General features: G+C 68.9%; 13 protein-coding genes and 1 pseudogene. 5 read left to right on the top strand and 9 right to left on the bottom strand.

Going from position 1 to position 10612, the window contains the following annotated elements; genetic code table 11:
* The first annotated feature begins 9 nt into the window (after window positions 1-9).
* Complete coding sequence (locus A9X05_RS18075; protein WP_067783174.1) at window positions 10-615, top strand: alpha-ketoglutarate-dependent dioxygenase AlkB; 606 nt, start codon at window positions 10-12, stop codon at window positions 613-615.
* On the opposite strand, the gene A9X05_RS18080 is transcribed toward A9X05_RS18075, so the two are convergent.
* The 3 genes from A9X05_RS18080 to A9X05_RS18090 are packed head-to-tail and all read right to left on the bottom strand — an operon-like array spanning window position 612 to window position 2927.
* Complete coding sequence (locus tag A9X05_RS18080) at window positions 612-1265, bottom strand: DUF5642 family protein (protein WP_067758055.1); 654 nt, start codon at window positions 1263-1265, stop codon at window positions 612-614. The genes A9X05_RS18075 and A9X05_RS18080 overlap by 4 nt on opposite strands.
* Before the next feature lie 28 nt (window positions 1266-1293).
* Window positions 1294-1980, bottom strand: coding sequence for a DUF5642 family protein (locus tag A9X05_RS18085; protein WP_067758058.1), 687 nt, complete (start codon window positions 1978-1980; stop codon window positions 1294-1296).
* Window positions 1977-2927 (bottom strand): GNAT family N-acetyltransferase, encoded by a 951-nt coding sequence (locus A9X05_RS18090; protein ID WP_067758186.1) that lies wholly within the window; start codon window positions 2925-2927, stop codon window positions 1977-1979. The genes A9X05_RS18085 and A9X05_RS18090 overlap by 4 nt, the downstream gene beginning before the upstream one ends.
* Before the next feature lie 340 nt (window positions 2928-3267).
* Between A9X05_RS18090 and A9X05_RS18095 the strand changes: the two genes are divergently transcribed.
* A complete protein-coding gene (locus tag A9X05_RS18095) occupies window positions 3268-4014 on the top strand; it encodes a WecB/TagA/CpsF family glycosyltransferase (protein WP_231968918.1) in 747 nt (248 codons plus the stop codon).
* On the opposite strand, the gene A9X05_RS18100 is transcribed toward A9X05_RS18095, so the two are convergent.
* From A9X05_RS18100 to A9X05_RS18110, 3 genes are read right to left on the bottom strand one after another with little or no spacing between them, the layout of a single operon-like run.
* Window positions 4001-4555, bottom strand: coding sequence for an HAD-IIIA family hydrolase (locus tag A9X05_RS18100; protein WP_067758061.1), 555 nt, complete (start codon window positions 4553-4555; stop codon window positions 4001-4003). The two genes, A9X05_RS18095 and A9X05_RS18100, sit on opposite strands and share 14 nt — an antisense overlap.
* Before the next feature lie 10 nt (window positions 4556-4565).
* Window positions 4566-5183, bottom strand: coding sequence for an SIS domain-containing protein (locus A9X05_RS18105; RefSeq protein ID WP_082950256.1), 618 nt, complete (start codon window positions 5181-5183; stop codon window positions 4566-4568).
* Entirely contained in the window at window positions 5171-6187 is a 1017-nt protein-coding gene (locus tag A9X05_RS18110) for a GHMP kinase (RefSeq protein WP_067758189.1), read from the bottom strand. Before A9X05_RS18110 ends, A9X05_RS18105 begins: the two co-directional genes overlap by 13 nt.
* 196 nt (window positions 6188-6383) lie before the next feature.
* On the opposite strand from A9X05_RS18110, the gene A9X05_RS18115 reads away from it, so the two are divergent.
* The gene (locus tag A9X05_RS18115; RefSeq protein ID WP_067758067.1) at window positions 6384-7127 is read left to right on the top strand and encodes a class I SAM-dependent methyltransferase; all 744 of its coding nucleotides are present in this window, start codon (window positions 6384-6386) and stop codon (window positions 7125-7127) included.
* Here A9X05_RS18115 and A9X05_RS18120 read toward each other — a convergent pair.
* The 3 genes and pseudogenes from A9X05_RS18120 to A9X05_RS32250 all read right to left on the bottom strand — a co-directional run.
* Window positions 7124-7375: a hypothetical protein gene (locus A9X05_RS18120; protein ID WP_067758071.1), complete on the bottom strand. Its 252-nt coding sequence runs from the start codon at window positions 7373-7375 to the stop codon at window positions 7124-7126. The two genes, A9X05_RS18115 and A9X05_RS18120, sit on opposite strands and share 4 nt — an antisense overlap.
* An 85-nt stretch (window positions 7376-7460) precedes the next feature.
* Complete coding sequence (locus A9X05_RS18125) at window positions 7461-8606, bottom strand: M42 family metallopeptidase (protein ID WP_067783166.1); 1146 nt, start codon at window positions 8604-8606, stop codon at window positions 7461-7463.
* A gap of 66 nt (window positions 8607-8672) precedes the next feature.
* A pseudogene (locus A9X05_RS32250) lies at window positions 8673-8816 on the bottom strand (cytochrome P450); the annotation flags it as partial.
* 159 nt (window positions 8817-8975) lie between these two features.
* On the opposite strand from A9X05_RS32250, the gene A9X05_RS18135 reads away from it, so the two are divergent.
* Together A9X05_RS18135 and A9X05_RS18140 are read left to right on the top strand one after the other, a co-directional pair.
* Window positions 8976-9584 (top strand): TetR/AcrR family transcriptional regulator, encoded by a 609-nt coding sequence (locus A9X05_RS18135; protein ID WP_067783169.1) that lies wholly within the window; start codon window positions 8976-8978, stop codon window positions 9582-9584.
* A complete protein-coding gene (locus tag A9X05_RS18140) occupies window positions 9581-10405 on the top strand; it encodes a hypothetical protein (RefSeq protein ID WP_067783172.1) in 825 nt (274 codons plus the stop codon). The genes A9X05_RS18135 and A9X05_RS18140 overlap by 4 nt, the downstream gene beginning before the upstream one ends.
* The last annotated feature ends 207 nt before the right edge of the window (window positions 10406-10612 follow it).

A 10612-nucleotide genomic window follows, 5' to 3' on the forward strand; every position in this document is an offset into this window, starting at 1 on the left:
CTGGGCGCCGTGGAGATGGCGGTACAAGGCTCCCTGTTCCAGCACACCGAGCGCAGGCAACTCGGTGACGGCGCCTTTATCGAAATCCGCGCCGGCTGGCTCACCGAAGCCGACGACCTGCTCGAAGCGCTCCTGACCGCGGTTCCGTGGCGGGAGGAACGCCGCCAGATGTACGACCGGGTGGTCGACGTGCCGCGGCTGGTGAGTTTCCACGACCTCACGGTCGACGAGCCGCCGCATCCCCTGCTGGCCCGGCTTCGGCGCCGGCTCAACGACATCTACGCCGGCGAACTCGGCGAGCCGTTCACCACGGTCGGGTTGTGCTGCTACCGCGACGGCTCCGACAGCGTCGCCTGGCACGGCGACACCATCGGCCGCAGCAGCTCCGAGGACACCATGGTGGCCATCATCAGCCTCGGCGCCACCCGCACGTTCGCCATGCGGCGGCGCGCGCGTCCTGCCAAAGGCCCGTCGTTGCGGCTGCCGCAGGCGCATGGGGATCTGCTGGTGATGGGCGGATCCTGCCAACGCACCTGGGAGCACGCCGTGCCCAAGACGTCGGCGCCGGTGGGCCCCCGCATCAGCATTCAGTTCCGCCCGCGCGGCGTCCGCTAGCTGCGGACGGCCTTCACCGCGCTCACCAGCAGGTCGCGGGCGCGCTGCGTATCGACCGGCGCGACCGGCTGCCCGGGGATCACCAGCGGATTGGCCGTGACGATCACCTGGTAATCACCGAACTGGGCCGAATAGTCGTAGAGTTCGCCGGTGCGCGGCCCGCCGGCGACCAGCGCCTGCAGCACGCGGTGCACCCCCAGCGTGTGAGTCCCGTCGATCTGCGGGGCGTCGACCACCTCCACGCCGCCGCGGAGCTGCGGCCCGGAGAACGCGATTTTCGCGCAGTCCTTGCCGGGTTCGTTGAGAGGCAACGCTTTTGACGTTTCCACGGCGATGACCACGAACCGGTTGCCCTTGCCCTCGGCGGACACCGCGGCCATGTTGCCCTGCAGGTCCGGCGGCATTTCCGGCCCCGTCGCCGCCTTCGCGCAGGTGGCGGGATCGAACGTCAGCCCCTCCGGGAGCTTGCGTCCGGACAGCACCTTGGGATCGATCCCCCGCTCGCCGATATCGGTGACCTTGAAGTCCGGCCCGAAGCTCGACTTCACGTCGGCGACCTTCTTGATGTCGGCTTTGGCCGAGGTCGCCTCCCCCGACGAGCAGCCTGCGAGCACACCCACCACCGCGACCGTGACCGCCACCTTGAACACCGTGGCTAATCTACCCAAGGCGGTTGCGTCAGCTGCGCAACGTGGACACCGTTTTGACGAGCAGATCGCCGGCGAATTGCGGTGGCAGCGCGGGCACCACCGAACCCGGATCGGTGGTCAGCGTGGTGAACGCGTAGAAGTTCCCCAGGTACGCGGTGAAGGTGTATGTGCGCGAATCTATCTCGGTGCCCGACTCGACCGACGACTTGACGTCGGTGACCATCCCGACGGTTTGGGCGCCCTCGATGTGCGGGGCGTCGATCAGGTGCACGGTCGCCGTCGTGCGCCCGGCGGTCATCGTCCACTGGCCACACGCGGCTACCACATCGTCGGGCAGATCCACCGGCCCCGGCAACGCCACCACCACCGCGTCGACGATGCCGCCGCTACCCGACCCCGACACGCCCTGGGCCGTCTGGTCGCGCCCATTGCCGGGATCGGCGAGCTGACCGCATTGCGCCGGCTTGGCGCGGGTGTCCGACGCCTCCGGCCCGAGGCTCCAGATCACCCGGGGTGACGCCCCGCCGGGAATGCCCGTGGTCGCCTCGTAGCCGGGCGGGAGCTCGCGAACGACGCGTTTGATGTTGGCCGGGTTGACCGCCTTCGGCGCCGGCGTTTTCGTCGGCGCCGGCGAGGGAACGGGGGCGGGCGCGTGACCGCACGCGGCAACCACCAACGCGAGCGCGCAAACCGGGCCGATCCGGAACGGGCTCAGCCGACCACCTCGATCATCTGGCGGGCGACGTGCTCGATCTGGGCGGCCACGTCACGCCGGAACCCGTGGTCGCGCCGGTGCGGCACGTCGATGACGGTGGTGATGACGCCGATGTCCTCGCGCTGCCAGACCGCCCCGTAATGGTCCATGATGGTGCGCATCGGCAGGTTGTCGGAAAGCATTCGCGCGGAGAATCTTTCGACCCCGGCGACCCGAGCGGCGATCGACAGCGCATTGACCAGGAAGGTGCCGATCCCCCGGCCCTGATAGGCGTCGGCGACGGTGAAGGCGATCTCGGCGATGCTGCGGTCGGCCTCGTCACGCACGAAACGCGCGTCGGCCACCGGGTCGCCGCCGTCGATCACCACCCAGACGAAGTGGTCGACGTAGTCGACCTCCGACAGGTAATGCATCAGCGCCGGGGTGGGCAGGCGCGGCGTCATGAAACGCCGGTACAGCGTCTCGCTGGAGAATTGGATGTGCCCGTGCACGGTTCGCTCGCTGTCACCGGGCAGCACCGGTCGCAGCATCAGGTGCGTGCCGTCGCGGACCCGGATCGGGATCGGCGTGATGAACCCGGCGAGCCGCTGGCGCACCGTCCGCAGCAGCCGCTCCATCACCCCGGGGATGTGCACCATGCGCGCGAACGCGTCGTTGTCACCGATCCAACCCGTCAGCGGCCCGGCGGTGGTGACCGTCGCGGTCCGCGGGATGTGACGCAGCAGCGCGATCTCCCCGATCAGCATCCCCGGGAACGCATGCTCGACGATGACCACACCGTCGTCGCCGACGTGGGTGATCTCGACGATGCCGGACGAGATGAGCAGGAAGGAAACGGCCTGCTCGCCCTGCTTCATCAGCACTTGGCCGGACCCGGCGCGCAGCGGTTGCAGGGAGGCGGCCAACGGCGCGAGATCGGAGGTGGGACACCCCTCGAAGATGTCCATCGTCGCCAGCTCGTCCGCGCGCGCGCCGGTCAAGGCCACTGCGATAGCCCGCCGATCACACGGTCGTGGCGTGGGTCTGCGCCTCGCGGTGACCGCCGCTTTGCCATGACCTGCCCGCCTGCGTTGCCGTCGTCTACCCCGCCAGTCCCGAAACTCCCGACGCGGTCGGATGTTGCCCAGGTTATGGGCTCGGTTCCGGGCGCGGCAAGGACGCGCGGCCGATAGTTCGCGAGGGCGCGTCGGCCGGTCCGCCGGTGATGCCGCGGGGCATGATGATCGGGTGAGCGCAGGCCGCCGAAGTTCACCGAGGCTGACCGGCGCGGGACCGCGGAAAATCCAGGTGGGCGGTCTCTGGTTCGACGCCCTGACCCAGGAACAGGTCGTCGGGGCGGTGCGCGGCGCCTGGGCCGCCGGCCGCGGCGGATCGATCGTGCCGGTGAACATCGACGTCGCCCTGGCGGCCGCCCGCCGCACCGAACTCGCCGACCTGATCGCCCGCGCCACCCTCGTCGTCGCCGACGGCATGCCGCTGGTGTGGGCGGCGCGGGCCAAGGGCGACAGGCTGCCCGAGCGCGTCGCCGGCTCCTCGCTGATATTTCCGCTGAGCGCCGCGGCGGCCGCCGACGGCAAGTCGGTCTACCTCCTCGGCGGCGCCGAGGGCGTACCGGAGCGGGCGGCCGAGGCGCTCGTCGCGCACTCGGCCGGCCTGCGCATCGCGGGCACATGCTCGCCGCCCTTCGGCTTCGATCAGACGGAGGAGGGGGCGCGGCGCGCCGTGGCGGCCGTCGTGGCCGCCGCTCCCGACCTGGTCTTCGTCGGCCTGGGCTTTCCCAGGCAGGAACGGCTCATCGAATTGCTGCGCGCGGAGCTGCCCGGCGCCTGGTGTCTCGCCTGCGGTGGCGGCATCGCGATGACCGCCGGGATCGTCCGCCGGGCGTCCCCCGTGCTGCAACGGCTGGGCTTCGAGTGGGTGCACCGGCTGGCGCTCGAGCCGCGCCGGCTCGCCCGCCGGTACCTGCGGGACGATCTACCGTTTGCGCTGGCATTGGTGATTCGCTCTGCGGCGCAACGGTTTAGGCGGGACTAGATTCCTTCGCGCTCAAGATGATTCGCACGGCGGCGGCGAGGTCGTCGACCACGACGTCGGCGCCGTGAGCGTGTCCCCCGCCGGGGCGCAGCAGGACGGTCGCCGCGCCGGCCGCCCGGCCGGCCAGCACGTCGGTCTCGCTGTCGCCGATCATCACCGACTCGGCCAACGCGAATCCGTGCTCGCGCGCCGCGCGCAACAACATGCCCGCCCCGGGCTTGCGGCAGTCGCAGCTGGCCGCCGCGTGCGGGCAGTGGTACTCGGCGTCGAGGCGGGCGCCCTCGTCCGCCAGCAGGTGTTCCAGCCGGTCCTGGACGGCGGCGAAACGCGCGGCCTCCGCAGCCGGTTCGGACAGCCAGCGCTGATTCGTCACCAAGACGGTGCGCAGGCCCGCCGCGTTCAACGCGGCCACCGCGCGGGCGGCGCCGGGCAATAGCACCAGCTCTTCTGGCGACCTGACGTACTCGCCGTCGGCGGCCTTGACGTTGATCGTCCCGTCCCGGTCCAGGAAGACGGTACGGACGTTGCGCAGATCGGGCATCCGGTCGGTCTCAGGAGGGCCGGTCAAACAGCGCCGCTTCGACCATCTCGCAGATCGAGTGACCGAGGTGCAGGCATGCCTCCTGGACGCGGCCGGTGTTGTCGCTGGGCACCCGGATGCACAGCGCGGCGACGTCGGCCACCTTGCCGCCGCGCGCACCGGTGAGCGCGACGGTCGCCATCCCGGCGTCGGCGGCCGCCTCTAGCGCGCGAACGACGTTCGGTGAGTTGCCCGAGGTGGTGAGGCCGACCACCACGTCGCCCGCGCGGCCGGCGGCGAGCACCTGGCGGGCGAACACCTCGTCGTAGGAGTAGTCGTTGCCGATCGCTGTCATCGCCGCGGTGGCGTCCGGCAGGCTGATCGCCGCCAGACCGGGTCGGTCAAACGCGAAGCGGCCCATCAGTTCTGCGGCCAGATGCCCCGCGTCTTGCGCGGATCCGCCGTTGCCGAAAAAGATCACCTTCCCGCCGGAGCGAAGCGAGGAGATCATCAGCCGCGCGATCTCGACGGTCTGCGCGGCGATGGCGCCCGAGAGCATTTGCTGCTTGACGGCGATCGTGTCCGCCAACCGCGCCTGGACCAGCTCGACGCTCGGGGCGACGACATCCGAGCTGCTCATGCCTGCCATGTCGTGAGTCCTTTGCTCTCGAAGGCGAATTCGGTGATGGTCGCTCCGGCCGACTCGAGGGATTCGATGAGGCGGTGTTTCTTCGCGAAGTCGCAGAACAGCAGGATGTAACCGCCGCCGCCGGCCCCGGTGATCTTGCCGCCGAGTGCACCGTTGCGCAGGGCCAGGTCGTAGAGCTCGTCGATGCGTTCGTTGGTGATGTAGGGCGACATGCGCTTCTTCTGCGTCCACGCCTCGCCGAGCAACGCGCCGAAATCGTTCAGCTTGTTCGTCAGCAGGGCGGCCTTCATGGCGACCGCCAACTCCTTCTGCGCCCGCAGTCCCGCCAGGGTGTCGTCCGCGCCCGTGGTGGCGCGCCGCGTCTGGTCCTCGATCACCCGCGCGGAATCCCGCGTGATGCCCGTAAAGCACAGCAGCAGGCTGAGTTCCAGCTCGAACGCGGTCTCCTCGCGGATGCGCAGCGGGTTGACGATCACGCGGTCGGTGAACTCGATGAAGTTGAATCCCCCGAACGTCGCGGCGTACATGTCCTGCATGCCGCCCGTGATGCCCAGGTCCTCACGCTCGATGGCGCACGCCAGCTGCGCGGTCTCGTATTCGCCCATCGGGACGCGGTAGTGCTCGGCGAGCAGGCCGGTGAGGGCAACCATCATCGTCGACGACGAGCCCAGCCCCGAACCCGGCGGTGCGCTCGACCGCAGCACCAGGTCGTAGCCGTCCGTGCCGTCCTTGCCGAACCTGCGCACAGCGGCCTTGATCAGATCCAGGCTGCCGTCGTAGAGGATCTCGCTGTCGAGCGTCATCTCGTGGGTGGTCTTGAAGTCCACCGACTCGATCGTGACCCTGCGATCGGTCCGCGGGGAAAGCGAACCCTGCGCGTAGCGGTCGATGGTCGCCGACAGGACGCAGCCGCCCTCGGTGGTCGGGAACGGCGGTACGTCCGTGCCGCCCCCAGCGAACGAGATCCGCAGCGGCGCGCGGGCACGGATTCTTGGCCGGGGCAGGGGATTCACTGTCGACGTATATCCGCTCAGCCGGCCGACGCGCGTCCCGCGATCGTCGGCGAAATGTGCGCCACGTGCCAACCCCAATGCATCGATCTCTTCGGAAGAGCCCTAGCGTAGCAGCCGGATCGGCAGAAAAATCGGGATTCACCTGCGGATTGTGCCCACCCGTCCACGCCTTCACGAAAGCCATGAAATGAGCCAGGATGCAGTCGAATTGACCCGCGGCCTCCTCACCGAGACCGCCACGCTGCGGCACGGTTTCCTCGACGTACTGGGCGAGTCGACGACTTCGCCGGCCCCGACGTTCGCCCAGCGCGCCATGAACAGCCCTCTCGTCGCGACAATCTACGAGCGGCTGTGGCGGCCGGCCGCCTTCTACGTCGCCAGCGGCGTCACCACCGGCGCGGAGCAGCGGCGCGCGGCATCGGCGCTGAAGCTGTCCGGCGCAGACAGATTGCTCGATGTCGCCTGTGGCCCAGGCAATTTCACGGGTTCCCTGGCCGCACAACTATCGGACGGCGGGCTGGCCGTCGGCTTCGACATCTCCGAGCCGATGCTGACGCGCGCCGTCTTGGACAACAGCGCCCCGCGCACCTGTTATGTCCGCGGCGACGCTCGCGCGCTGCCGTTCGCCGACGAGACTTTCGACGCGGTCTGCTGCTTCGGCGCGCTGTATCTGATGCCCGAGCCGTTCGGTGTGGCACGCGAAATGGTGCGGGTGCTTCGGCCCGGGGGGCGGATCGCGATCCTGACCAGCTACACGCCCGACCTGCCCGCGATCCGGTACGCGATGACCAGCGGCGCGCGCGTCATCGGGCTGACCATGTTCGACCGGCACGCCTTCGTCGAGCTGTTCGCCTCGGCCGGCCTGGTCGACGTCGAGCAGCAGACCCAGCGCGCGTTGCAGTTCGTCGTCGCCGCTAAGCCCGAGAGCTAGGACGCCACCTTGCCCACGCCGAGCACCCGGACGACCGGCGTTCCCGCCTCGCACTCCAATACCCAGGGTTCGCCGCCGTCGACGGGCTCCGAGGTGAGCGTGAACATCACCGGCCGGCCGCTGCGCTGCGTCATCTGCGTGCATTCCACCCGGAACAGGCGATAGTCGCCGCCCCGATCGATCGCGAGCGAGAACCCGGGCCGCACCGACTCAACCGGCACCTTCTGCAGGTAGTAGTCAACGTTCATCCGTCGACCGTAGGGCCGTCAGAACGGCGCGCCGGGTGCCGCCACGCGGCTCTTAGGCAATGTTCAGGCAAATTTTGGGACGGCATTAGGGTTCGCCGCGCGCGTGCGCTCCCGGCTGCATGACGAACTCCACGACGATCGCCGCCATGTCGTCGATCGCACTGCGGAGCATGACTTCGTAACCGTGGGTGCTCAGCGTGGGCAGACATAGCAGGCCCGCGCGCGGCGTCAGACCGTTGGCCTTGGAGTGCGACGCGTCCGACTCAAAGGCGCCCAGCACCGCCCCCTGCGGCGACAGGCCCAAGTCGTTGGCGATGCCCGTCAGCCGGTCGGCGACGTCCTTGTCGTAGACGCACAGCGCGTCGCTATAGCCGATGATCGGGCCGCCGCTGACTTTGGTGCCGTACTCGCGCTCGGTCGGGCCGACCTCGAGCGCGAGGGTCAGGGTGCCGGGCAGCGATCCGCTGGCGTAGGTGCCCCCCACCCCGCCGATCTCTTCGTTGGTGGTGAACGCGAGATAGACGTCGTCGACGGGTCGTTGGCCGCGCTCGCGCAGCACGCGAGCGGCGCGCAGCAGGGCGGTCACCGCGGCGCGATCGTCGAGGAAGTAGCAGCCCAGATAGTCGCCGATTTCGACCAGGGTCCGCTTGCTGCGGTCGACGCACACCCGCGTGCCCGGGCGCACCCCCGCGGCTTCCAACTCGTCGGGGCTGCGGCCGGTGAAGACGTAGACGTGGTCCCAGTCCAGCGCCTTGTCGCCCTGGTCGGGCTTGGTCTGCCAGATCCGCTGGCTCTCCTGGGTGGTGTGTTCGGAGCCCAGTGTGAGGACCGCGGTCAGCGTGGCGTTCTCGCCGAGCACGGCGACCGGACCGAGGCCGAAGTTGCCCGGGTACATCGTCCCGAGCTGCGTCAGGTGCAGCGTCCCGTCCGCTTCCACCCGCTTGACGAGCATGGACAGTTCGTCCATGTGCGCCATGACCCGCGTCGCGACGCCGGGCTCGGCCGGCGAGGACACCCGGTGCCGGTGCCCGTGCCCGGCGCCCTCGGCGGGGGGCTCGGCACCGATGTAGCCGATCAGGTTGCCGGCGTCGTCGGTCCACATGTCGTCAACGACGGGACGGAGTTCTCGGGCACACACGGCGCGGACGTCGGCTTCCTGGCCGCACGGCCCGTAGGCCCACAGCAGTTCCTGCAACAGCTCGTCGATGGAATCGTCCTCGCGCGGCGCCATTCGGTCCTTTCGGTTGATGGCTTGTCGCAAGGATCAGTACCCGCGCCGCGTCATGGGCAATCGCGCTCACTCGCAGGCGAGTTCCGGTCGTTCGGGGCGGTGCGGCAGCAGGCTGGGCAGCCACTTCCCCACGTCCGCGGCCGTGAGGTTCGAGGCCCGCTCGAGGTGTTGGCCCACAACGATGTTCGCCTCCAACCGGGCGCGCGCCGCCACGTCGTCCGGGTTGCCGGAGGCGCACGCGGCGGGGAGATCACCCGACCGGTTGCCCTGGGGGGTCGCTCGCCGCGCGCTGGAACGGTGAACGACGCCGCGTACCATTCGCTGACGGTCGTCATTGACGGTCGTCAGCCAAAGACGTAGGGTGCGTCGATGGGGTCATCGCCCGCCTCCTCCGTGACCGAAACTCCACCCGGTGGCGTCCGGGAGGCCCGGCGACTCGAAACGCGGGCGCGCCTGTTCGACGCCGCGCTGGGCGAGATCGGGCAGCGCGGCTTGGCCGCGGCCGATGTCAGCGCCATCGCCGCCGCGGCGGGCGTGGTGCGGGGAACGTTCTATTTCCACTTCCCGACGAAGGAGCACGTGCTCGCCGAGCTGGAGCGCGCCGAGGAGAGGCGGATAATTGGCGAACTCGGCGACGCCAAGGGCGATTTGGCCACTGTCCTGTCGGACGTCGTATCGCGGATACTCGACGCCGAAAATCGTTTGGGTGCAGGCGTTTTCCGCGACATGCTCGGTCTGCATTTCTCGCCATCGCGTCCCGTTGAAGAGGAGCTGGCGCAGCACCCAATCGCACAGTTCCTGGCGGGCGTGATCGGCCGTGCGCAAGACGCGGGGCAAGTCTCGTCCGACGCGGACGTAACGGAACTGGCGATGTTCTTTCTCACCGGGCTCTTTGCGCTGCTCGCCGTTGGATCACACGACCCTGCGCTGTTAAGTCGTTACGTATCAACGAGTGTCAACGGAATGGAGAAACGATGAACAGCACGAGCATCGAGGGGTATCGCGATTTCCTCGCTAGGCGCGACGGCGAGGCCGACCTACTCAACCGACGATTGGCGAAGCGCGAGCAGTTCTTCGGTCAACTCGAAGCGAACCCCGTCCGGTCGGCCCACCCGATCGATCAACAGACGTTCCTGCGCAACCTGCGCCGCCGGCGGCCCGAGGCAGGCCTGGATCGCAAGATGCTGTTCCTGCTGGCGACGGCCAAGCTGAATCAGGCCGAGCGGTTCGGCGTGGGGCTCGGCGAAACCTACGGGCGCAACAGCGGTCACGATGCGCCGCCCGAAAGCGTCTACCTCGAACTGGAAGAGCACTACCACACCCGGCTGCTCGCGTACGCGCTCGACGTCTTCGACCTGACGTTCCAAGTCGCCCCTCCCCCGTTCGTCATGCGCCAGTTCGTCAAAACCGGCGTGTTCATGCCGCAAAGGCTGGGCTTTGCGTTCGTCGGCGCCGGCGAGATGGCGGGCTGCATCATGTTCGACGAGTTACGCCGCGCCGGCACAGAACTGTTCGCCGACGAACCGGAAGTCTGCGCGCGAATCGAACTGCTCTACCGCGAAATTCTCACCGACGAGATCGGCCACGTCGGCTACTGCGCCTCGCGCTGCACCGCCGGCGAGCGGGTGATCATGCGCCGCATCTACCCGTTCGTGGGGCGGATGTTCGCCCGGCAAACCGCCGAGATCGGCATGCTGGTCGACCCGAAGGCGTTGCACGCCCGACTCGACCGGCCCTTCGACGTCGACGAGCTCACCGCCGGCCTGGGCAACGAAACCTATCTCGTCGCCCATCCGTGAGGGGCAACTCGTGCACCGCGTCGCGTGGCAGGTGGTTGGCGGGAGGGACTGAGGTGTGGGAAACCTCGAGCCACGGCCCGTTGCTTGAGCCGTAACGGTCTGGCCTCAGCTTGTTCCATTGGGACTCTGTTCAGTCCCTTCCTGAGTTGAGCCTGCCACCCGGTGGCCACCTACCGGTAGTGCTGATCGCCTTTTGGGCGCATTGTT

This window comes from Mycobacterium sp. E3298 (genome assembly GCF_001666895.1).
In the GTDB taxonomy this organism is placed as follows: domain Bacteria; phylum Actinomycetota; class Actinomycetes; order Mycobacteriales; family Mycobacteriaceae; genus Mycobacterium.

What these genes read in the sequence shown, in the direction of transcription:
- A9X05_RS18090 (WP_067758186.1), bottom strand. Translation starts at nt 2,927, where the DNA reads ATGGACATCTTCGAGGGGTGTCCCACCTCCGATCTCGCGCCGTTGGCC.
- A9X05_RS18100 (WP_067758061.1), bottom strand. Translation starts at nt 4,555, where the DNA reads ATGCCCGATCTGCGCAACGTCCGTACCGTCTTCCTGGACCGGGACGGG.
- A9X05_RS18140 (WP_067783172.1), top strand. Translation starts at nt 9,581, where the DNA reads ATGAACAGCACGAGCATCGAGGGGTATCGCGATTTCCTCGCTAGGCGC.
- A9X05_RS18115 (WP_067758067.1), top strand. Translation starts at nt 6,384, where the DNA reads ATGAGCCAGGATGCAGTCGAATTGACCCGCGGCCTCCTCACCGAGACC.
- A9X05_RS18120 (WP_067758071.1), bottom strand. Translation starts at nt 7,375, where the DNA reads ATGAACGTTGACTACTACCTGCAGAAGGTGCCGGTTGAGTCGGTGCGG.
- A9X05_RS18105 (WP_082950256.1), bottom strand. Translation starts at nt 5,183, where the DNA reads ATGGCAGGCATGAGCAGCTCGGATGTCGTCGCCCCGAGCGTCGAGCTG.
- A9X05_RS18135 (WP_067783169.1), top strand. Translation starts at nt 8,976, where the DNA reads ATGGGGTCATCGCCCGCCTCCTCCGTGACCGAAACTCCACCCGGTGGC.
- A9X05_RS18125 (WP_067783166.1), bottom strand. Translation starts at nt 8,606, where the DNA reads ATGGCGCCGCGCGAGGACGATTCCATCGACGAGCTGTTGCAGGAACTG.